The 20,003-nt window shown below is 52.3% G+C and carries 19 protein-coding genes and 1 pseudogene; 15 read left to right on the forward strand and 5 right to left on the reverse strand.

From position 1 onward, the window contains the following. Nucleotides 1-632 (forward strand): hypothetical protein (locus tag QZ279_RS08740; protein ID WP_293449983.1); only part of this gene is annotated, 632 nt, incomplete at its 5' end. A gap of 313 nt (nt 633-945) precedes the next feature. Here the strand turns inward: QZ279_RS08740 and ychF are convergent. Then, the gene (gene ychF, locus QZ279_RS08745; RefSeq protein ID WP_293449984.1) at nt 946-2,043 is read right to left on the reverse strand and encodes a redox-regulated ATPase YchF; all 1,098 of its coding nucleotides are present in this window, start codon (nt 2,041-2,043) and stop codon (nt 946-948) included. A gap of 98 nt (nt 2,044-2,141) precedes the next feature. On the opposite strand from ychF, the gene QZ279_RS08750 reads away from it, so the two are divergent. From QZ279_RS08750 to QZ279_RS08795, 10 genes and pseudogenes are all read left to right on the forward strand, one after another. Further along, the gene (locus QZ279_RS08750; protein ID WP_293449985.1) at nt 2,142-2,552 is read left to right on the forward strand and encodes a VOC family protein; all 411 of its coding nucleotides are present in this window, start codon (nt 2,142-2,144) and stop codon (nt 2,550-2,552) included. Nucleotides 2,553-2,749: 197 nt separating this feature from the next. Then, entirely contained in the window at nt 2,750-3,541 is a 792-nt protein-coding gene (gene trpA, locus QZ279_RS08755; protein ID WP_293449986.1) for a tryptophan synthase subunit alpha, read from the forward strand. Nucleotides 3,542-3,618: 77 nt separating this feature from the next. Then, nucleotides 3,619-4,782, forward strand: a complete 1,164-nt coding sequence (locus QZ279_RS08760; protein ID WP_293449987.1) for an alpha-hydroxy acid oxidase — start codon at nt 3,619-3,621, stop codon at nt 4,780-4,782. A 372-nt stretch (nt 4,783-5,154) separates the two neighbouring features. Beyond that, nucleotides 5,155-7,812, forward strand: a complete 2,658-nt coding sequence (gene aceE, locus QZ279_RS08765; protein WP_293449988.1) for a pyruvate dehydrogenase (acetyl-transferring), homodimeric type — start codon at nt 5,155-5,157, stop codon at nt 7,810-7,812. A 21-nt stretch (nt 7,813-7,833) separates the two neighbouring features. Beyond that, complete coding sequence (gene aceF / locus QZ279_RS08770; protein ID WP_293449989.1) at nt 7,834-9,093, forward strand: dihydrolipoyllysine-residue acetyltransferase; 1,260 nt, start codon at nt 7,834-7,836, stop codon at nt 9,091-9,093. Nucleotides 9,094-9,104: 11 nt separating this feature from the next. Further along, nucleotides 9,105-10,841: a dihydrolipoyl dehydrogenase gene (lpdA, locus tag QZ279_RS08775; protein ID WP_293449990.1), complete on the forward strand. Its 1,737-nt coding sequence runs from the start codon at nt 9,105-9,107 to the stop codon at nt 10,839-10,841. A 184-nt stretch (nt 10,842-11,025) separates the two neighbouring features. After that, a complete protein-coding gene (locus tag QZ279_RS08780; protein ID WP_293449991.1) occupies nt 11,026-11,997 on the forward strand; it encodes a calcium-binding protein in 972 nt (323 codons plus the stop codon). A 279-nt stretch (nt 11,998-12,276) separates the two neighbouring features. Next, complete coding sequence (locus tag QZ279_RS15730) at nt 12,277-12,390, forward strand: hypothetical protein (RefSeq protein WP_366513916.1); 114 nt, start codon at nt 12,277-12,279, stop codon at nt 12,388-12,390. 15 nt (nt 12,391-12,405) lie between these two features. Then, nucleotides 12,406-13,101 (forward strand): annotated as a pseudogene (locus QZ279_RS08790) (hypothetical protein); the annotation flags it as partial. 77 nt (nt 13,102-13,178) lie between these two features. Beyond that, nucleotides 13,179-13,601 (forward strand): L,D-transpeptidase, encoded by a 423-nt coding sequence (locus tag QZ279_RS08795; RefSeq protein WP_293449992.1) that lies wholly within the window; start codon nt 13,179-13,181, stop codon nt 13,599-13,601. On the opposite strand, the gene dacB is transcribed toward QZ279_RS08795, so the two are convergent. Beyond that, nucleotides 13,602-15,107 (reverse strand): D-alanyl-D-alanine carboxypeptidase/D-alanyl-D-alanine-endopeptidase, encoded by a 1,506-nt coding sequence (dacB, locus tag QZ279_RS08800; RefSeq protein WP_293449993.1) that lies wholly within the window; start codon nt 15,105-15,107, stop codon nt 13,602-13,604. Between the two features lie 147 nt (nt 15,108-15,254). Here dacB and QZ279_RS08805 point away from each other — a divergent pair, with 147 nt between their 5' ends. Next, on the forward strand, nt 15,255-16,106 hold the full coding sequence (locus QZ279_RS08805; RefSeq protein WP_293449994.1) for a DMT family transporter: 852 nt from the start codon (nt 15,255-15,257) through the stop codon (nt 16,104-16,106). Here QZ279_RS08805 and QZ279_RS08810 read toward each other — a convergent pair. Together QZ279_RS08810 and QZ279_RS08815 are read right to left on the reverse strand one after the other, a co-directional pair. Next, nucleotides 16,077-16,676, reverse strand: coding sequence for a nicotinate-nucleotide adenylyltransferase (locus QZ279_RS08810; protein WP_293449995.1), 600 nt, complete (start codon nt 16,674-16,676; stop codon nt 16,077-16,079). The two genes, QZ279_RS08805 and QZ279_RS08810, sit on opposite strands and share 30 nt — an antisense overlap. A 47-nt stretch (nt 16,677-16,723) precedes the next feature. After that, on the reverse strand, nt 16,724-17,269 hold the full coding sequence (locus QZ279_RS08815) for a hypothetical protein (RefSeq protein ID WP_293449996.1): 546 nt from the start codon (nt 17,267-17,269) through the stop codon (nt 16,724-16,726). 82 nt (nt 17,270-17,351) lie between these two features. Here QZ279_RS08815 and ettA point away from each other — a divergent pair, with 82 nt between their 5' ends. The 3 genes from ettA (at nt 17,352) to QZ279_RS15735 (ending at nt 19,690) form a co-directional block, all read left to right on the forward strand. Then, entirely contained in the window at nt 17,352-19,007 is a 1,656-nt protein-coding gene (ettA, locus tag QZ279_RS08820) for an energy-dependent translational throttle protein EttA (RefSeq protein WP_293449997.1), read from the forward strand. A 160-nt stretch (nt 19,008-19,167) separates the two neighbouring features. Beyond that, nucleotides 19,168-19,389, forward strand: coding sequence for a hypothetical protein (locus QZ279_RS08825; RefSeq protein ID WP_293449998.1), 222 nt, complete (start codon nt 19,168-19,170; stop codon nt 19,387-19,389). An 82-nt stretch (nt 19,390-19,471) separates the two neighbouring features. Beyond that, complete coding sequence (locus QZ279_RS15735; protein WP_366513917.1) at nt 19,472-19,690, forward strand: DUF2335 domain-containing protein; 219 nt, start codon at nt 19,472-19,474, stop codon at nt 19,688-19,690. Nucleotides 19,691-19,850: 160 nt separating this feature from the next. Here the strand turns inward: QZ279_RS15735 and QZ279_RS08830 are convergent, their stop codons facing one another. Next, the gene (locus QZ279_RS08830; RefSeq protein ID WP_293450000.1) at nt 19,851-20,000 is read right to left on the reverse strand and encodes a thioredoxin family protein; all 150 of its coding nucleotides are present in this window, start codon (nt 19,998-20,000) and stop codon (nt 19,851-19,853) included. Between the last annotated feature and the right edge of the window lie 3 nt (nt 20,001-20,003).

Raw genomic sequence — 20,003 nt, forward strand, 5'->3', positions numbered from 1 at the left:
CTGCTGCCGCTGCGCAACGATTGATTGCGGATTTGTATCGGCAAGCGCCGGCAGATGGAGTGTTTTGGGCGACGGGCTCATTAAGTCACAATTGGCTCGCTAAAGGCGATAGAACTGGTGATCTTTTTCGACTAGGTGTTGGATTGCAATTGGCCAAAAGAAATGTTGAAAAAGCAAAAGGCAAACGAGGCAAGGAAGCAGCATCTTTGCACGCGCTTGGGTGGGGGCATTTTCGTGTTGCTGAGCGATCTTCGAATGAACGGCACCTTTTAATCTCTCGCAACGCATTTTACGCTGCGGTGGAGAAAACTAATAAGTCTAAGGAACTTCAAAGTTGGTCTAATTGTGCTAACGGATTGGGTCTAGCAATGGAACAAATTGCGGAACGCACATCAGATTTAGACCTAATGCATCATGCTGTTAGCATGCTTCGCTCCTCCCTTAAGGCCAGCATTCACGTTAAAGATCAGGATGCTTTGAAATATAGGTGGAATAATCTTGGACTAGCACTGACGAAACTTGGAGAGTTGAAAGAAGACTCTTTGGTGCTTTTAGAGTCGATCAATTGTCTTGAGACTGCATTATTCCTTAAAAAAAATCGGAAGAACCACTGGATTGGCAATCAACACTAAACAATCTAGGCTTGGGGCAAAGGTGCTTGGGTGCATTAACAAGTGATATGGCTGCGCTAATCGCTGCGCGTTCAAATTATAGCGAGTGTGAAAAATTGGATTTGGAACATGAAGCACCTTATGATTGGGCTTGTCTTCGTTGGAACATCGCGGATCTTGCAATTGCAAGATGTAGGCTGGAACCAGATCCGGCCCACCTCGTGGAAGCCCACGATTACGTGACCAGAGCCCGCGCCTTCTTTGTCGAAGGCTCAGACTATCAGACTGAACTCTGCGACGAGCTTCTCACTAAGATCGACGCAGCGGAAGCCGCTTAGTTGTTGAACAAGAAGTGCAGCACGTCGCCGTCTTTGACGATGTAGGCTTTGCCTTCTGCGCGCATTTTTCCGGCTTCTTTTGAACCCTGTTCGCCATTGTATTCGATGTAGTCATCATACGCGATAGTTTCTGCGCGGATGAAGCCTTTTTCGAAATCACCGTGGATCACGCCAGCGGCTTGGGGGGCGCCTGTGCCGTGCTGGATTGTCCATGCGCGGGCTTCTTTTGGGCCGACTGTGAAGTAGGTTTCTAGGTGCAGCAATGCGTAGCCTGCGCGGATAAGGCGGTCTAGGCCGGGCTCTTCTAGGCCCATTTCCTCTAGGAACATTTGCGCTTCGTCCGCATCAAGTTGGCTGATCTCTTCTTCGATCTGTGCGGAGATGATGACGTGGGAATTGCCTTGGGCGGCGGCCATCGCGGCGACGGCTTCGGAATGTGCGTTGCCTGTCGCGCTCTCGGATTCTCCAACGTTGCAGACATAGAGAACGGGCTTGGACGTCAGCAATTGCAGCAATTTCCATGCTTTGGCGTCTTCTTCGTCGACCTCAACCAAGCGCGCGGGCTTGCCGTCTTCCAACATGGCTTGCGCGGCCGCGAGCAATTTGTCCTGTTGCAGTGCTTCTTTGTCGCCGCCACGGGTCTTGCGTGTCAGACCTTGGCGGCGCTTTTCCACGCTTTCCAGATCGGCCAGCATCAATTCGGTTTCAATCGTGTCCGCGTCCTCAACGGGGTTCACGCGACCATCAACATGGGTCACATCGCCATCTTCAAAACAGCGCAGCACGTGGGCGATTGCGTCTGTTTCGCGGATGTTGGCAAGGAACTGGTTGCCGAGGCCTTCGCCCTTGGACGCGCCTTTGACGAGGCCCGCGATGTCAACAAAAGTCATGCGTGTTGGGATGATCTGCTTGGACGTCGCGATAGCGGCCAATTTATCAAGGCGCGCGTCGGGGACGGCGACATCGCCAACATTAGGCTCAATCGTGCAAAACGGGAAGTTCGCGGCCTGCGCGGCGGCGGTTTTGGTCAGCGCATTGAAAAGTGTGGATTTACCGACATTCGGCATTCCGACGATACCCATTTTGAAACCCATGATCTTCTCCTTAGCGTTGACGCGTTTCCATATGGCAGGTTTTATGGGTCGTGCAAGGCGCTGCAGGGCTGAGATCAGCGAAAATGGGAGGAAGACAGATGAAAGTAACGCCATATTTAACATTCGGCGGCAATTGTGCGCAGGCGTTGGCCTTTTATGCAGAGGTGCTGGGTGGTGAAATTACGATGACAATGTTGTTTAAGGAGATGTCTGAAGAGAAGATGCCAGATGAAATGGGTAGTCAGATCGCGCACATGACGCTTGATTTGGGCGAGGGGCAGTTGTTGTTTGGCTCTGATACATTTGAGCCGGAGAGCTATAACGGCGTTGAGGGTGCGGCCCTGCATGTGTCACGCGATAGCATGGACGCGGCACAAGTCTTGTTTGATAAGTTGCGCGATGGTGGATCGATCACGATACCACTGGAAAAGACGTCTTGGTCCGAAGGGTTCGGGATGTGTCGGGATAAATTTGGCGTTGTCTGGATGATCGACATTGAGGGCGCTTGATCCGATAGAGCGCTTGCGCGCGCTTTTTTGAGCACGCCCTTTGGTCGTGCGGCGTGCCTCCGGCGGGGATATTTGGGAAAAGGGGAAGTGTGTCTTTAAGCCCCAGTTCGGATTTTTCGTTCAAAGATTGCGTAGGCTCTTGCGAATGGAACGGATTTCGCGGCACATGCGGGGTAAGTTTTGACAAGGATAGACCTATGACCCGGATCGACGCCAAATTCGAGAGCTTGCGCGCAAGTGGTAAGAAAGCTTTTGTATCCTACATTATGGCGGGCGATCCTGATGTCGCTACATCGCTGGAGATCATGAAGGGCTTGCCAGAGGCGGGCGTTGATATCATTGAGTTGGGATTGCCGTTCACCGATCCTATGGCGGATGGTGAGACGATCCAATTGGCAGGCCAGCGCGCTTTAGAGGGCGGCATGACGTTACAAAAAACGTTGGAAATGGCGGCTGAGTTTCGCAAGTGTGATGACACGACGCCGATTGTTTTGATGGGTTACTACAACCCGATCTATTCGCGTGGCGTTGATACGTTTTTGAAGGACGCTGTGACGGCTGGTATTGATGGCTTGATTATTGTTGATCTGCCACCTGAAGAAGATTCCGAACTTTGTATTCCTGCGCAAGACGCGGGTTTGAACTTTATCCGACTTGCGACGCCCACAACGGATGACGCGCGTTTGCCGCGGGTTTTGCAAAATACGTCTGGCTTTGTGTATTATGTGTCCATCACGGGGATCACTGGCGCTGCGAATGCAGAGGGGGCTGATGTTGGTCCGGAAGTGGCGCGGATCAAGTCTAAGACGGATTTGCCTGTGATTGTTGGCTTTGGAATTAAGACGCCAGAAAAATCGCGCGAAATTGTGGGGCTTTCTGATGGGGCGGTTGTTGGATCGGCGATTGTTGAACGCATTGGTGCGGGTGATAGTGTGAGTGATGTGTTGGCTTTTGTGAAAACCTTGTCAGACGGTGCACATAGCGCCTAGAGAATTTTCGAGCTGACTTGCGTTCGACTTGCGGATCGGTAATAATTTATTACCAATTGCAAGGGGGGCGTTTATCTATGGCTGTTATTACCGAAATTGCAGATCTGAAACGTATTTATGCGCGGCGTGTGCCGCGCATGTTTTATGATTATGCCGAAAGCGGCAGTTGGACCGAACAGACCTTTCGCGAAAATACATCCGATTTCGAACAAATCCGGCTACGCCAACGCGTTGCTGTTGATATGACGGGGCGCAGCACGGTCAGCCAGATGATCGGGCAGGATGTTGCGATGCCTGTCGCACTGGCCCCAGTTGGATTGACCGGAATGCAGTGTGCGGATGGTGAAATCAAAGTGGCGAAGGCGGCTGAGGATTTTGGCGTGCCTTTCACGCTATCCACAATGTCGATCTGTTCGATCGAAGCGGTGGCTGAGAAGACCGACCAGCCATTTTGGTTCCAGCTTTATACGATGAAAGACGAGGATTATCTGCGTCGCTTGATTGAACGCGCGCGCGCGGCGAATTGTTCGGCTTTGGTGATCACGCTTGATCTGCAAATTTTGGGACAACGTCATAAGGATCTAAAGAATGGCTTGTCTGCACCGCCCAAGTTGACCCCTAAGACGATTGCAAACTTGATGACAAAATGGACATGGGGCCTGCAAATGCTGGCCACTAAGAACCGTGAGTTCGGCAATGTTGTTGGGCATGCTACAGGCGTGTCTGATGCGTCTAATCTTGGGGCTTGGACCGCCGAGCAATTTGATCCCGCGTTGGATTGGAGCAAGATTGCCAAGCTGAAAGAGATGTGGGGCGGCAAGGTGATCCTGAAAGGGATCATGGATGCTGAGGACGCGAAGATGGCGCTTAGTGTCGGGGCTGACGCAATCATCGTGTCCAACCATGGTGGGCGTCAATTGGATGGCGCAATGAGTTCGATTAAGATGCTGCCGTCTATTTTGGACGCTGTTGGGGATCAGATTGAAGTGCATCTGGATAGTGGAATACGCTCTGGTCAGGACGTATTGAAGGCCATCGCGATGGGGGCCAAAGGCACGTATATCGGGCGCGCCTACATTTATGGGCTTGGTGCTATGGGGCAGGCGGGTGTGACCAAAGCGCTTGAGGTGATCCATAAGGAGTTGGACGTTTCCATGGCGCTTTGCGGCAAGCGCAATGTCAGTGAGTTGGATAAAGACGTGCTGATGATCCCCAAGGATTTCACGGGCGATTGGGCTTAAAGTTAGCAATTTTGATTCGCGCAAGTTTGGTCCGCTTATTGGGGGTGCTTAACCTTCTTTGGGTGGAAGGGGTCAATTTGGTTCGTTTTTTGGGTATTCAGGTAAGATTTCGAAACCCGAATGTGGGCTCTGAGTAATATTGTTTAATGTTAAACTATTTTGCTATGCACCCTGTGCATGGGGCTATTCGCGCACGAGTCTACCTAGGGTTAACAAGGCGTGATATTCAGCGTTAACTTTACAGTGCTTGGGTATTCTCAATTAATCCAAGAGAAAGCTATTGCACGTTAAAGGATGGTGGGAGCGCATTTTGTGTCGTTTGATAGCACGTTATCAAGCTCGTGCGCAGAGTGTTGAAGGGAAGAGGGACGAATGACTGACCAAAACCATGATATTGATCCGATTGAATCGCAAGAATGGCAGGACGCCATTTCTGATGTGATTGATCGCGACGGTGCAAATCGTGCGCATTACTTGCTTGATAAAGCAGTTCAACAAGCGCGGGCTGCTGGTGCGCAATTGCCGTTTTCGGCGACGACACCCTACCAGAACACGATCCCCTTCGATGACGAAGAAGAGGTCCCAGGTGATCACGACATGGAATGGCGCATTCGCACCATTAACCGTTGGAACGCAATGGCGACGGTTGTGCGCCGCAACAAAGTGTCCAGCGAATATGGCGGACACATTGCGTCCTTCGCGTCCTCTGCGGTCATGTATGATATAGGCCTAAACCATTTCTGGCGCTCAAAGTCTGCGATACACGGCGGCGATCTGGTGTTCTTCCAAGGTCACGTGATCCCCGGCATCTATGCGCGCTCCTTTATGGAGGGACGTCTTACTGAAGAGCAGATGGAAAACTTCCGCTCTGAAGTGAATGGTGGCGGTCTTTCCTCCTATCCTCACCCTTGGTTGATGCCGGATTATTGGCAGTTCCCGACGGTTTCCATGGGCCTTGGCCCTTTGATGGCGATCTACCAAGCGCGTTTCATGAAATACATGCATAACCGCGGTCACATTGATATGGCCGACCGTAAGGTCTGGGTGTTCCTTGGTGATGGTGAAATGGACGAACCTGAATCGCGCGGTGCGATTGATTTGGCGGCGCGCGAAGGGCTTGATAACCTGATCTTCGTTGTGAACTGCAATCTACAGCGCCTTGATGGACCTGTGCGTGGCAACGGCAAGATCGTGCAAGAGCTTGAGGGCGGGTTCCGCGGTGCGGGCTGGAACGTGATCAAACTGCTTTGGGGCAAGGGCTGGGATGCGCTGCTTGAAAAGGACACGACTGGTCGTTTGCGCCAGTTGATGGATGAAACAGTTGATGGCGATTATCAAACGTTCAAATCCAAGGACGGTGCTTTCATTCGCAAGAATTTCTTTGGGAAATATCCAGAGACGGCGGCGCTAGTTGAGGACTGGACAGACGAGCAAATCTGGGCGCTGCGTCGTGGCGGTCATGAGCCTAAGAAGGTGTACACTGCCTTTAAACGTGCGACTGAAACCAAGGGTCAGCCGACCTGTCTGTTGATCAAAACAGTTAAAGGCTACGGCATGGGCACGGCTGGCGAAGGCCAGAACACCACGCACCAGCAAAAGAAGATGGCTGAAGATCAGCTTCGCGCGTTCCGCGATCGTTTTCAGATCCCGATCAGCGATGAAGACTTGCCAAAGGCACCGTTCGTTTCGTTGAACAACCAGCAAAAGGCGTATCTGCTAGAGAAGCGCAAAGAGCTGGGTGGTGAATTCCCGAAACGCGAATGGCGCGATACACCCAAGCTGGAAATTCCACCACTGACAAGCTTTGAAGCGCAGCTAAAAAGTACGGGCGATCGCGAGATTTCGACGACAATGGCCTTTGTGCGTATTCTGACGACGCTTTTGCGTGATAAGAAGATGGGCAATCAGGTCGTGCCGATTGTGCCTGATGAAAGCCGCACGTTTGGTATGGAAGGGCTGTTCCGCTCTGTGGGTATCTACAATCCGAAGGGTCAGAACTACACGCCGGAAGACCGCGATCAGATGTCTTACTACAAGGAGAGCACAGACGGTCAGGTGCTTCAGGAAGGCATCAACGAAGCGGGTGCGATGGCGGATTGGATTGCTGCGGCAACGTCCTATTCCAACCACGGCGTGCCGATGGTTCCGTTCTTTATCTACTACTCCATGTTTGGCTTCCAACGTATCGGCGATCTATGCTGGGCGGCTGGCGACAGTCGCGCACGTGGCTTTATGCTGGGTGGAACTGCGGGTCGTACAACGCTGAACGGCGAAGGTTTACAACACCAAGACGGGCACAGCCACGTTCTTGCAGGCACGATCCCGAACTGCATTTCTTATGATCCGACGTTCAGTTTCGAAGTCGCGGTTCTGGTACATCACGGTTTGCAGCGCATGTATGTCGATCAGGATGACGTGTACTTCTACCTAACGCTGATGAATGAAAACTATGCGCATCCTGAAATGCCGATGGGTGCGGAAGAGGGGATCATCAAAGGTCTTTATCGTCTGAGCAAAACAGCAAAGGCTGCAAAGAAGCATGTGAACCTGATGGGTTCTGGTACGATCCTTGTGCAGGCGATGGAAGCGGCCAAGATGCTGAGGGAAGATTTTGGCGTTACCTCTGATATCTGGTCTGCCACCAGCTTTAACGAGCTGGCGCGTGACGGTCAGGACGCAGAACGGCACAACCGTTTGAACCCGCTGGCTGACACGCAGGTGCCTTATGTAACGCAAGTGCTGAGCGGGGCCAAAGGTCCTGTGATTGTCGCGACCGATTACATGAAGAACTACGCTGAACAAATCCGCGCCTTTGTTCCCCAGAATTTGGTGATCCTTGGCACCGATGGTTTTGGTCGCTCTGACAGCCGTGTGAACCTGCGCCGCTTCTTTGAAGTGGACGCGAACCACATTGCCGCGGCCGCGATGGTGCAGCTTTTCAAAGAAGGGACGGTTTCAGAGAAAGACCTGAAGTCCGCGCTTTCTAAATACGATATTGACGGCGAAAAGCCGAACCCGCGTCTAGTTTAAGCGCGAGAGGAGACACATATTATGGCTATTGAAGTAACAGTCCCCGACATCGGCGATTTCGATCAGATTCCTGTGGTTACCGTTTTGGTTAGCGTGGGTGACACCGTGGCGCTGGAAGATCCAATCGTTGAATTGGAAAGCGACAAAGCAACGATGGAAGTTCCGTCCTCTGCTGCGGGTGTGGTTAAAGAGATAAAGGTTTCTGAGGGCGACAACGTTTCGATGGGATCAGTCATCCTGATCCTTGAGGGCGAGAGCGCTGCGCCGGCTCCTGCTGCCGAGGCCCCAGCGGCGGCACCTGCGAAAGCGGAGGTTCCACAAACGGATACTCCTGCACCTGCAGCAGCGCTGGCTGTGACGGACGCAGGTTTTGGCAAAGCCCACGCCAGCCCATCTGTGCGTGCCTTTGCGCGCAACCTTGAGATTGATCTTGCCAAAGTGAATGGTACGGGCCGCAAGGGCCGCATCCTGCGGGAAGACATCACCAAGGCGTTCAAATCCACAGGTGCACCTGCGGCTGTTGGTGGCGGCGCTGCTGGCGGTATGGGTATCCCGCCGATCCCAGTTGTAGACTTTTCCAAGTTCGGCCCAGTCGAAGACGCGGAAATGTCGCGCATCAAGAAGCTGTCTGGGCCTGCATTGCACCGTTCATGGCTGAATATCCCGCATGTCACGCACAATGATGAAGCGGATGTGACTGATCTGGATAAGTACCGCAAAGAGATGGACACGATGGCCAAGGAAGAAGGCTACCGTGTTACGATGCTGTCCTTCGTGGTTAAGGCGTCCGTGTCTGCGCTAAAGCAACATTGGGAGTTCAACGCGTCCATCCATCCAGATGGCGACAAGCTGATCAAGAAAGCGTTCTACAACATCGGTTTCGCGGCAGACACGCCAAACGGTCTAATGGTTCCAGTGATCAAGGATGCCGACAAAAAGGGCCTTGTCGAGATTTCTAAAGAGCTGATGGAGTTGTCCAAAGCCGCGCGTGAGGGCAACCTCAAGTCCAAAGACATGCAGGGCGCAACGTTCACGATTTCATCGCTCGGCGGTATCGGTGGCACCAGCTTTACGCCCATCGTCAACGCGCCAGAGGTTGCGATCCTTGGTTTGACACGCTCGAAAATGGCTCCTGTCTGGAATGGTGAGGAATTCGTTCCGCGCCTGATGCAGCCAATGTCGTTGTCGTATGATCACCGCGCGGTCGATGGTGCTTTGGCGGCGCGCTTCTGCGTGACGTTGAAGACGCTGCTTGGCGATATGCGCAAGTTGATGTGGTAGGAGACGACACAATGGACATTAAAGTTCCCGATATTGGTGATTTCAACGAAATCCCCGTCGTTTCCGTGCTGGTTTCTGTAGGCGATACAGTCGCCGCAGAGGACGCGCTGGTTGAGCTGGAATCTGACAAAGCCACGATGGAAGTTCCATCCCCCGTGGCAGGTGTTGTGGCCGAAATCCTTGTGGGCGAGGGCGACAAAGTTTCCATGGGCAGCGTCATCATGCGCTTTGAAGGGGCCGGTGCGGAAGACGTGCCGAAACAAGTTGAGCCTGAGGCACCTGCTGCACCTAAGGCTGTCGCTGCAAGCGGCACTGCGACAGGTGCTGGTGATGTGCACGGCGAAGTGGTTGTTCTTGGTTCTGGCCCGGGTGGATACACCGCTGCGTTCCGCGCGGCGGATCTAGGCAAAAAGGTCGTGCTGATCGAAAAAGACAACACGCTTGGCGGCGTGTGTTTGAACGTAGGCTGTATCCCGTCAAAGGCGCTGTTGCATGTGGCCAAGGTCATAACAGAAGCCGAAGACATGGGCGCGCATGGTGTCAGCTTTGCCAAGCCCAAGATCGACCTAGATGAATTGCGCAAGTTCAAGGACAGCGTTGTTGGTCAGCTTACGGGCGGCCTGACGGGTCTTGCAAAGGCACGCAAAGTGACGACCGTGAAAGGGAGGGGCAAGTTCACGGGTCCCAACATGATCGAGGTTGAACAAGACGGCAAAATCACGACTGTTAGCTTTAATCAATGCATCATCGCGGCGGGATCTGAGCCTGTTCACTTACCATTCCTGCCCCATGACGACGAGCGCGTGATCGATTCTACGGGTGCGTTAGAGCTGAAAGACATTCCCAAGCGTATGTTGGTTCTTGGCGGCGGTATCATCGGACTTGAAATGGCCTGTGTCTATGATGCGCTGGGCAGCAAGGTTACGATCGTCGAGCTTATGGATCAAATTATTCCGGGTGCTGACAAGGATATCGTCAAACCTTTGCACAACCGCATTAAAGGCCGTTACGAGAACGTTCTGCTCAAGACCAAAGTAACGGCGATGGAGGCCCAGAAGAAGGGGTTGAAAGTAACGTTCGAGGATACGAATGGCGAAGTGACGATAGATACCTTTGATAAGGTTCTGGTTGCTGTGGGACGTACGCCTAACGGCAAAAAGATCGATGCTGACAAGGCCGGCGTTGCGGTGGATGAACGCGGCTTTATAGCTGTGGACAGCCAGCAACGAACTGGCGTTGATCATATCTTCGCGATTGGCGACTTGGTTGGCCAGCCCATGCTCGCGCACAAGGCAGTCCATGAGGGCAAAGTTGCAGCAGAGGTTTGCGCAGGTCAAAAGCGTCACTTTGATGCGAAACTGATCCCGTCCGTGGCTTATACCGATCCAGAAGTTGCTTGGTGTGGCGTGACCGAAACCGAAGCAAAAGCCAAAGGTATCAAATACGAAAAAGGAGTGTTCCCTTGGGCAGCCTCTGGCAAAGCGCTCTCAAACGGGCGCTCTGAAGGGTTGACCAAATTGTTGTTCGATCCGAGCGATCAGCGTGTCATTGGCGGGTGTATCGTCGGCGTTAGCGCTGGTGATTTGATCGCTGAAGTGGCGCTTGCGATTGAAATGGGCGCGGATGCGGTTGATCTAGGTCACACGATCCATGCGCATCCAACGCTTTCGGAAACTGTGAACTTTGCAGCAGAGATGTTTGAAGGCACAATAACGGATCTGTTGCCGCCGAAAAAGAAAAAGCACTAACCCAGATCAGGGTTAGCCCTTGGGGCCGCTCACGTCGTTGGCGTGGGCGGCCATTTTGTTTGTGCAATGCGAACAGTCTGGCGCGTGGCAGCCTATTGTTCATGCTTCGTTAACAGTTTTAAACTCAGTCTTGACGCCCCAACATGGTTAGTCCCAAATTAAGAAATTTGGTTGGAGACACGACATGATAGCAATCATTATTTTACCACTTTTACTCGTTTTCACACTTATCGATTTTGACGGAGGTGGTGATGATGACTCGGATGAGACCGACGCTACGGCTGGTGATTTGGATGTTGCATCGCTTTTGAATGTTATCGAACTGACGGAAGGCGATGATGAATACACAGGCAATAATCAACTGAACGAAGTCGATGGCCTTGGGGGTGATGATCGGTTGCTAGGGCTGGGCGGCACCGACTTTTTAGACGGTGGTGCTGGCAATGATGTCGTGCGCGGCGCTGATGGCGCTGATGTTTTGGGCGGTAGCGCTGGGCAAGACAGGCTGATCGGTGCCGATGGAAATGACATTTTGCTTGGTGGTGATGGCAATGACTCTCTCGAAGGCCAAGAGGGCAACGATGTGATCTATGGTGGGGCTGGCGCAGATACTTCGCTTGGTGGCAACGGAGACGATTTTCTTTACAGCTTTCAAAGCGACGGCATTGACCCGGCTGCTGTCAACTTGCGAGCGCCCGCGCTGAATGTAGAACACTTCAATGCCTTTGATGCGGTCGCGTTTGCAAGGCCTGAACTGACTGCGCAGGAGATTGAAACGATCTTGTCGGCTCAAGGATTTGGTGAAGAAGATTTGCCTGTCAGTGACGCCGATGGGCAAAAAGATATTCTAAACGGTGGACGTGGCACAGATCTATTGTTCTTGGGGGCTGGTGACGATAGCACTGGCGGCGCAAATGCAGACAGCTTTATTGTGACGACGGGCAATAGCGGTGAAAGTGCTGCTAATGTGCTCGACTTTAATTCTGAAGAAGATGTGATTATCGTCAATCATCTTGCTTCGTCTGTGCCCGTGATTACGGTGCTAGATGTGGCTGGTGATGCGCATGTCTTGGCCGATGGGTCATTGCTTGCTGTTGTTGCGAACGCTGCAGAGAATGTATCCGTCAGTGATGTACGATTGGTGCAATCGACTTAAGAATGCAGCTTTGATAGCCTTCTTTTTTTAAAGTTACTTTATGAAAAAATTTTCACTAACGGAACTGCGGAACGCTGAAAGTATAAGTGATCTTAAGTTATCGTTTCACATAAATATTCTGACTGGGGGGCCAACATGATTTTTTTGTTATTAATACCTTTGGCTTTGGTTCTCGCAATTTAGAGTGCTTTTGACGATGAAATTCAACGTGTTGCAGAGCAAAATGGATTTGATGGGTTCGATCCTGAAGAGCCTTCCGTTTTTGATGATCGAGAGACAATTTTAGGAACCAATTCGTCAGAAATTTTAATCGGAACAGAAGGCAACGACGCGCTGTTTGCTCTGGGGCAAGCTGATATTGTGCGTGGCTTGGCGGGCGATGATTTGATCTAAGCAGGAACCAATAATGACACTGTTTTCGCTGGTCCTGGCGATGACATCATCGGCGGCGGTACCGGCTTTGACGTGCTCTACGGCGATGTGGGCGACGATGCTTTGCTGGGCAATGGAGTCGACGATCTTCTAATTGGGCGTGATGGAGACGATCTATTGATCGGCGGTGGCGGGGCAGACAGTCTTAATGGTGGTCCCGGTGAAGACGTATTGATCAGCGGAAACATTGAGCTGGACGAAAGTGGCGAACAAGATGTGAGCGCGACAGCGCTCGCGGTTGTACGGTCTCAAACAGGGGGCGTTCTAGAAGAGGTTGATTTTGCGGCACTTGAAGCATCAGGTCAGTTGAATGGTGTGGATACGTCATTTTTGACAGAGCAACCCGAACCTACACAAGGCGGCGAATTGTTTGGAGGCGAAGGAAACGATTTGCTTGTTTTATCTGGCGGCGACACGGCGCAAGGAGGCGCCGGTCTGGATCGGTTTGTGTTGAACGAAAACATGGCAGATGAGAACACTGTTTTGATCAGTGATTATACTGCTGGTGAAGATGTTATTGCGCTTGAATATGATGGAACGACCGAGCCAGAGATCGATATTAGAGATCGCGGTGAAAATGCTGTCATTTTTATTGGTGAGGATGTGATCGCAATAATTGAAGGTGGTGTTGGGCTTGTTGCGTCAGATATCCGTCTTGTTCAAACCGCTTAAAATATTTTTACTTTTGACAGCACATCAAAATTAAATTTTTATTTTACATTTAGATTATTTATTTTTAGGAGGACTACATGCTGCGTATTTTTTTTGCGGTGTTAATTTTAGTATTCTGGATGCCTTTCACGGCATCTGCTGCATCTTTGGTGTCAAAAGTTGATGTTTCAAGTCAGACGATGACGGTGATCCGCCATGGCAAAGTCATCTATAAGTGGCCTGTTTCGACGGCGCGCAAAGGCAAGATCACCCCGCGTGGCAGTTATTCCCCAAAGAGCCTTTCAAAATATCACAAATCCAGTCTCTACAATAATGCACCGATGCCGTATTCGATCTTTTTTCGTGGCAATTACGCGGTGCATGGGACCAATCAGGTTAACCGTTTGGGACGCCCGGCCTCTGCGGGATGCGTGCGTTTGAAGACCTCGAACGCGACAAGACTATATTCACTGGTGCAAAAGCACGGCTTTAAGAACACGCGGATCGTCGTTCAGAACTGATCAGCCGTAGACCGCGCCCCAGCGTTCGATCAGCTGTTGCTGCAACGCTTTGGCGCGGCGATTCCACGCCTGTCCGCCAGAGGGCGCCTCTTTCTCAGCGCCTTTTAGGCCGCGACGTAGATCGGTATTTGCGCAGATCATAGCAAAGGCCATCTGTTTGCCATCCGCAGCGGTCATGTAGCCACTTAGCGCGCTGACAAAGTTAAGCGTTCCAGTTTTGGCGTTTACCTTGATCGGGTGGTTCTTGATTACTTTGCGCTTTGCATCGCGCATTGCGATAGGTTTGAGCAATTCTGCAAACCCTGCGCGACGACGCGCCACGAGCATTGAATTCACCATGCCCTGCGCGCTGACTTTGCTAGATGCGCTTAGGCCAGAATGATCCGCGAAACTTGCATTGCCCATTTTCAGCGCAGTATTGGCCCAGCGGCTCATCTCGTTGGCGGACGCTTTTAGCGTCGTGGCACGACCACCACGTTTTCGGGTGGCTGTTAGGCCAACGACTTCTGCTGTGAGGTTGGTTGAAAATTTGAGCATATCGCGTAGAATTTTGCTAAGGGGCGGACTTGTGTGGGTGACGATTGCGCGTGACTTTGGCCTGCGCGTGTTGCGTTTGGGAGATTTGAGAACGATGCCTTGCGCACGTGCAAAGGTTTGAAACACATCCGCTGCATAAAGGCCTGGTTTGCGCACAGGCAACCAGCGCGAACCGCTTTTACCAAGCGCGCCGCTGGCGACGCTCCATTGATCAAACGCGCCGCCGTCTTTGTATGAATACACAGGCAATTTGCGCGCCGCGATTTGCATTTTAGAGATGTAGACATTTGGGCGATGCTTGTCAGATCGGGCGTCCATGGTCACTTGGTAGCCATTGCTACCCCTGCGCCATTCAAAATGAACGCGGTTGTAGTTTAGGTTCAGGCCAGACACTGCGGGGTTGTAGCTAACGTGTTCGGGTTGGGTCTTGTCGATATCGCGCAAGTTAGGCAGTGCATTGTCAACGTAGTAGAACTGTCCACGTACTTCGCGAATGCCGAGCGCCTTTAGCTTGGAAGCCATGTCAAACAGCGCATTGGTATCCAGCGTCGGATCGCCGCTGCCAATAAGGAATAAATCGCCACTCACGACGCCGCCCGCGATAGACCCGTTAGTCTTAATTTGCGTAGAGAAACGATAGTTTGGCCCGAGAGCATCCAGCGAATAGAGTGCAGTGATTGCTTTTGCTGTGCTGGCAGGGGGCAGGCCCAATGCAGCATTGCCAGTTTCGAGTAATTTGCCTGTGCGTAAGTCTGCAACTGCGAAGCCAAAAGTGCCACCAAGCTTAGCCGCTTCGATTAATGCTTTGGGTGTCGAGGGCGCGCGCACTTGCTGAACGGTTGCAACCGCTTTGCCTCCACGCGCAACGGGGCGAGCAGAGGACAGGGGGGCGTTAGCGAATGCAACATGCCCTAAGGAGGCCGAAGCTGCCGCAGTCAGAAAAAAGCGTCTTGATAATAAATTGTTCATGAAAAAGGTTAACGCAAATTGTTGGGGTCAAAACAAGGCTAGAGCAGAGCGATATTTAGGCTTTCTACACCATTGTGATGGTGAATGGAAATTAGTGAATGGATTTGATGCCTGTTGGGCGAGATTGCGCTGTGTTAATCGCACGATATGTTCAAAGCGGTCTTCATCATGCTCATCGCGATGAGCTTTATTCCAGCAGGCGATACTGCCAGCAAAGTGTTGACGTCTGATTTGGGTGTTGCACCGATTTTTGTGGTGTGGTCGCGTTTTATGATCGGGGGCATGATCCTGTTACCCTTCACGTGGCGCGCAGGGCTTGCTGTGTGGCGTGATTGGCGGGTCTGGTTTCGCTCGGCGCTGATTGCGGGTGGTATTTCTTGCATCACCTTGGCCCTTCAAAAGGCTCCTTTGGCCGACGTATTTGGTGCATTTTTTATTGGCCCAATGGTTAGTTTTGTTCTGTCTGTTTGGTTTTTGAAGGAACGTGTACGTACGGTGCAAGTCATCTTGGTACTGGTCGGGTTCGCAGGTGTAGTGTTGATCGTGCGGCCCGGACTAGATGCCTCGGCTGGTTTGGGATGGGCCGTTTTGGCTGGGTGTTTTTACGGCAGTTTTCTGACAGCATCGCGTTGGTTGGCGGGAACTGTTGCCTTGGGTGGCTTGATGATCACACAGATGGTTGGCCCTGTGATCTTGACGACACCCTTTGTGATTGGGGGTTTTCCAGAAATCACGCCGCAAATCGCGACGCTTATTGCGATGAGCGCGGTTGGCTCAATGTTGGGCAATATGCTGATGCTGCTTGCGTATCGGATGCAAGAGGCCACTAAACTTGCGCCGTTTGTGTATTTTCAGTTGATATCAGCCGTTTTGTTGGGGTGGGTGATCTTTGGTGATCTTCCCGGTGTCTATGTCATCGCGGGCATGGCACTGATCATTGCTGCTGGCAGCGCGAGCGCATTGCTGCAATCACGTCGGCCAGTCACCACTGGCGCGTAAGACTGTTGATGAAATATCGCGCATCGGGACGTTGACGAAGGCCCATGCTGGGGCGTCTGCCATAGACAGTAGGCGCTCTTGGCGACCCTTCAGTAAGGCATGGCGATAGATTTGTGCGGCAGGGGCTGTGCGGCCCTCAATGCGGTCACCGGGGCGAGCGAGGACACCGATAGGAACTGTGTTGATTATCTCATCCCAGTCTTTCCATAGATGGAACTGCGCGAGATTGTCGGCCCCCATAAGCCACGTGAACCGTGCGGCTGGGAATTTATGGCGCAGCGCACGCAGGGTTTCAGCGGTGTAGCGTGTGCCAAGCTGCGCTTCGCTATCGCCTATATGCACGGACGGGTGCTGCATCACGTCGCGTGCGCGCACCATGCGGCGCTCCATCGGCGCAGGACCACGGGTTTTCAAAGGATTGCCGGGGGAAACGAGCCACCAAACCGCGTCCAAGTCGAAGCGCTTGAGCGCCTCAAGCGTGATATGCACATGACCAAGGTGAGCAGGATCAAAAGAGCCACCTAGAAGGCCGATGCGTCTACCGCGCGTATTGTGAGCTGTCGGGGTCATGCGCACGCGTTTAGCGGGGAGGGCGGATAGGTGCAATCATATGATTTTCAAATTGAGAGGCAACCATTGATCTCTACCATGGCCTTGCGCCACGCGGCGGCACTGTCAAAGACGGCGTGCTGCCAATCGTCATCGGATTTGCGCGGCACAATGCCGTAGCGGATCATGTAGCCGGGGCGATAGTTCGGGGGGCCTAAGGATTTGATGACTACGCAGGTCTCGACAAAGAACGGATGTGCAGGATCACGTAGTTTGTCGATTGAAGCGCGCAGGGCGGTCATGGTCGTGCGATCAAAGAAAGAGAACATCCATTGGGACAGTTCATTCAGCACAACATGCGCACTTTCATCGCGCACGCGCTGTTGATCATAAAGACCGTAAGACGAATAGGTGTAATACACCTGAACCGCATCATCGAACCGACCTGCCTGAACGCAAGCCCTCACACTGCGCGCAAGTTCGGATGGGTGCATATCATTGCGCACCTCAGTCTGCGCGATACAGCCGAAATCACGCGGCAGCGCATCATTGGCCTGCGCCATCCCCAAGCGCGGCACGCATAAAACCAGCAAAAGAACCAAGCCCAAGCGCATCGCAATTCTCCCTATCCAATTGCGCCTATCCTCGCAGCACACTATGTGAATGCAAACTGAATTCAGCGTGAGGAGCGACCCCATGGCGGCGTATCAATATGTGTATCACATGCAAGGCGTGTCTAAGACCTATCCGGGCGGCAAAAAATGCTTTGAAAACATCCACCTAAACTTCCTACCCGGCGTGAAAATCGGTGTGGTCGGTGTCAACGGCTCGGGTAAATCCACGCTGCTTAAGATCATGGCTGGCCTCGACACAGAATTCCAAGGCGAAGCTTGGAAGGCCGAGGGCGCGAATGTGGGCTACTTGCCACAGGAACCCAAGCTGGACGAAACGCTGGATGTCCGCGGCAATGTGATGCTGGGTGTGGCCGATAAGAAGGCGACGCTTGATCGCTACAACGAACTTGCGATGAACTATTCCGACGAAACGGCTGATGAGATGGCCGAATTGCAGGATAAGATTGATGCAGAGAACCTTTGGGATCTCGACAGCCAGATCGACGTCTCCATGGAAGCTTTGCGCTGCCCCCCTGATGATGCGGATGTGACCTCGCTTTCTGGTGGTGAAGCGCGCCGCGTGGCGCTGTGCAAACTGCTGCTGGAACAGCCTGACATGTTGCTGCTGGACGAACCGACCAACCACTTGGACGCGGAAACCATCGCTTGGCTGCAAAAGCACCTGATTGACTACAAGGGCACGATCCTCTGCGTCACGCACGACCGTTATTTCCTTGATGACATCACCAGTTGGATCCTCGAGCTCGACCGTGGTCGCGGGAACCCATACGAGGGCAACTACTCTGCTTGGCTTGAGCAGAAAGCGAAACGCCTGTCCCAAGAAGCGCGCGAAGATAAGTCCAAGCAAAAGACGCTTGAGCGCGAACTTGAGTGGATGCGTCAGGGCGCAAAGGCGCGTCAGGCGAAATCAAAAGCGCGTATCAATTCATACAACGAACTCGCGGGTCAGTCCGAGCGAGACAAAGTAGGGCGCGCCCAGATCGTAATCCCGAATGGTCCCCGTTTGGGCAGCAAGGTGATCGAAGTTGAGAACCTCAAAAAAGCGATGGGCGACAAGCTGCTCGTGGAAAACCTTTCCTTTGATCTGCCCCCTGGCGGCATCGTCGGCGTGATCGGCCCGAACGGCGCGGGTAAATCCACGTTGTTCAAGATGTTCACAGGTCAAGAACAGCCTGATGCGGGCACGGTCAGCTACGGCGATACGGTTAAGCTGTCCTACGTCGATCAGTCCCGTGACGATCTTTCTGGTGATGAGACGGTTTGGGAAGCGATTTCCGGTGGTTCTGAAATCATCGCGCTAGGCGATGCGGAAGTGAATTCGCGCGCCTATTGCTCAAGCTTTAACTTTAAGGGTGGCGATCAGCAAAAGAAGGTTGGCCTGCTATCGGGTGGTGAACGCAACCGTGTCCACATGGCGCGTTTGCTGAAAGACGGTGGCAATGTTTTGTTGCTCGACGAACCGACGAACGATCTTGACGTGGAAACTTTGCGCGCCTTGGAAGACGCCTTGGTCGATTTCGCAGGCTGCGCCGTGGTGATTTCGCACGACCGCTTCTTCCTAGACCGCATCTGCACGCACATGCTCGCCTTTGAAGGCGACGCGCATGTGGAGTGGTTCGAGGGCAATTTCGAGGATTACGAAGAGGATAAGAAACGTAGGTTGGGCGCGGATGCTTTGGAGCCTAAGCGGATTAAGCATAAGAAATTTGCACGATAAGTTTAGCGCAAGCTAAACATAGTGGGTGCGAGGTAGCGGATTGCTCTTGGGCAATTCGCGTTCGCACAGGGTTGTGACTGCAAATGTTAGCTTTCTTCTTGCAAAAACGAAACGGATTGTTAACTCCTTATTGCTACAAGCATCTCAAAGGAGGCAAAAAATGAAGCATTTTAATTTGGCGGCCTCGAACGGACAGTTTCGGTTTAGGCGAGCGACTATCGAAGGTTTTGGTTCACTTATTTCTATTGGACCAAGTGTTTCTCGTGCGTCACGTACGTCTTCAGGCGATGCTTTAGTAGGTGACGCTCGCCGTGTGGGGGAAGATTTGAAAGTAGTCATTGGGCGTAAACGTTCGCGTGCTAAAGAAGATTTGGCTGGTTAGATTGTCAGAAGAGTCAACTAAAGACACGTTCGTTTCGTCCTCGGATCTAAATTAATAGCATAGCTTAGAAGAGCTTGAGTTAATTCAGCAACAAGCGTGGAGCGGTCCCCTCCCTCCACCGGCGGTTTTGGGTCAATTTGATAGCGTTGTCGATAATGGCGCCGAACGCATCTTCCGGTCATGGGAATCGGAAACAGCGCATCGCCAGTCCATGGCGCAGAGAGAATTGACTCTTTATTGGTTGACAATTTTCTCGGCAAAATATTCGCATTCGCATTCGCATTCGTGTTCGTTTTGTTAGCTTTGTCAGCATCTTTGTATGCTGCTGTACAAGGCGCAGAGTGGTTTGCGGCTATCTTTGGTGGGGGCACTATTGCATCGGTTGTTTGGGCATTTGTAAAAACAAACTCAAACAATGGGCGTGGTAGCGAATAGCGTTTGACTTTTTTCACGTTGTAACCTCACCCCTCAGGCACCCAATTCACGATCTGCCACATCTTCATGGCTCCAGACTTGCGCTTTAGTTCGCGCCCGTTCTGCCATGCGACCATGGTTGGGATGCCTTTGATGTTCATTTTGCTGGAAATCGTCGCGTGCTCTTGCGTGTTCATTTT

Origin of the sequence: Planktotalea sp., from assembly GCF_018607965.1 — a bacterium.
Taxonomy (GTDB): Bacteria; Pseudomonadota; Alphaproteobacteria; order Rhodobacterales; family Rhodobacteraceae; genus Planktotalea.

Excerpts from the sequence above, each read along its gene's own strand:
- ychF (WP_293449984.1), bottom strand. The coding sequence starts at position 2,043 with ATGGGTTTCAAAATGGGTATCGTCGGAATGCCGAATGTCGGTAAATCC.
- QZ279_RS08750 (WP_293449985.1), top strand. The coding sequence starts at position 2,142 with ATGAAAGTAACGCCATATTTAACATTCGGCGGCAATTGTGCGCAGGCG.
- trpA (WP_293449986.1), top strand. The coding sequence starts at position 2,750 with ATGACCCGGATCGACGCCAAATTCGAGAGCTTGCGCGCAAGTGGTAAG.
- QZ279_RS08760 (WP_293449987.1), top strand. The coding sequence starts at position 3,619 with ATGGCTGTTATTACCGAAATTGCAGATCTGAAACGTATTTATGCGCGG.
- aceE (WP_293449988.1), top strand. The coding sequence starts at position 5,155 with ATGACTGACCAAAACCATGATATTGATCCGATTGAATCGCAAGAATGG.
- aceF (WP_293449989.1), top strand. The coding sequence starts at position 7,834 with ATGGCTATTGAAGTAACAGTCCCCGACATCGGCGATTTCGATCAGATT.
- lpdA (WP_293449990.1), top strand. The coding sequence starts at position 9,105 with ATGGACATTAAAGTTCCCGATATTGGTGATTTCAACGAAATCCCCGTC.
- QZ279_RS08780 (WP_293449991.1), top strand. The coding sequence starts at position 11,026 with ATGATAGCAATCATTATTTTACCACTTTTACTCGTTTTCACACTTATC.
- QZ279_RS08795 (WP_293449992.1), top strand. The coding sequence starts at position 13,179 with ATGCTGCGTATTTTTTTTGCGGTGTTAATTTTAGTATTCTGGATGCCT.
- dacB (WP_293449993.1), bottom strand. The coding sequence starts at position 15,107 with ATGAACAATTTATTATCAAGACGCTTTTTTCTGACTGCGGCAGCTTCG.
- QZ279_RS08805 (WP_293449994.1), top strand. The coding sequence starts at position 15,255 with ATGTTCAAAGCGGTCTTCATCATGCTCATCGCGATGAGCTTTATTCCA.
- QZ279_RS08810 (WP_293449995.1), bottom strand. The coding sequence starts at position 16,676 with ATGACCCCGACAGCTCACAATACGCGCGGTAGACGCATCGGCCTTCTA.
- QZ279_RS08815 (WP_293449996.1), bottom strand. The coding sequence starts at position 17,269 with ATGCGCTTGGGCTTGGTTCTTTTGCTGGTTTTATGCGTGCCGCGCTTG.
- ettA (WP_293449997.1), top strand. The coding sequence starts at position 17,352 with ATGGCGGCGTATCAATATGTGTATCACATGCAAGGCGTGTCTAAGACC.
- QZ279_RS08825 (WP_293449998.1), top strand. The coding sequence starts at position 19,168 with ATGAAGCATTTTAATTTGGCGGCCTCGAACGGACAGTTTCGGTTTAGG.
- QZ279_RS08830 (WP_293450000.1), bottom strand. The coding sequence starts at position 20,000 with ATGAACACGCAAGAGCACGCGACGATTTCCAGCAAAATGAACATCAAA.